This is a genomic window from Superficieibacter electus, from assembly GCF_002915575.1.
Taxonomy (GTDB): Bacteria; Pseudomonadota; Gammaproteobacteria; order Enterobacterales; family Enterobacteriaceae; genus Superficieibacter; species Superficieibacter electus.
This window is the reverse complement of sequence record NZ_PQGD01000088.1, coordinates 1-640: the sequence shown is the minus strand read 5'-3', so window position 1 is coordinate 640 and position 640 is coordinate 1. Positions and strand designations below refer to the sequence as shown.

Genomic DNA, 640 nt, shown 5'->3' with positions numbered 1-640 from the left:
ACGAGACGAGTTCGTGCTGGGTGCGGGTGTCGCAGGCGTGGGCGGGGCCGGGATTCGGGAACCTGGCGATACCGCGAATTGGTCAGGAGGTGATAGTGGACTTCCTGAACGGAGACCCGGACCAGCCCATAATCATGGGCAGGACGTACCATGAGGACAACCGTTCACCGGGGAGCCTGCCGGGGACGAAGACGCAGATGACCATCCGGTCGAAGACGTACAGGGGAAGCGGATTTAACGAGCTGCGGTTCGAGGACGCGACGGATAACGAGCAGGTGTATATCCACGCGCAGAAGAACATGGACACGGAGGTGCTGAACGACCGCACCACAAAAGTAAAACACGACCACACGGAGACCATCGGGAACAACCAGCGAATCAGGGTGGTTAAGGGCCAGACGGTGAAGGTGGGCAGCAGGAAGGAAGGGGGCCACGACCAGACGATTACGGTGGCGAACGACCGGAGCGTGACGGTGCGTAACGACCAGACGCTGAAGGTGGCGAATGACCGGATGGCGAGTATCAGCCATGACGACGGGCTGTATGTGAAGAACGACCGCAAGGTGACGGTGGAAGGGAAGCAGGAGCAGAGCACGACGGGAGACCATATCAGCCGGGTCGGGGGGACGCACAGCCTGGA

At 60.9% G+C, this 640-nt stretch carries 1 protein-coding gene; it reads left to right on the top strand.

The genetic code is table 11. The annotated features are described in order from the left end of the window. On the top strand, positions 1-640 hold a 640-nt coding region (locus CHU32_RS27920; protein ID WP_116628784.1), incomplete at both ends, for a type VI secretion system Vgr family protein.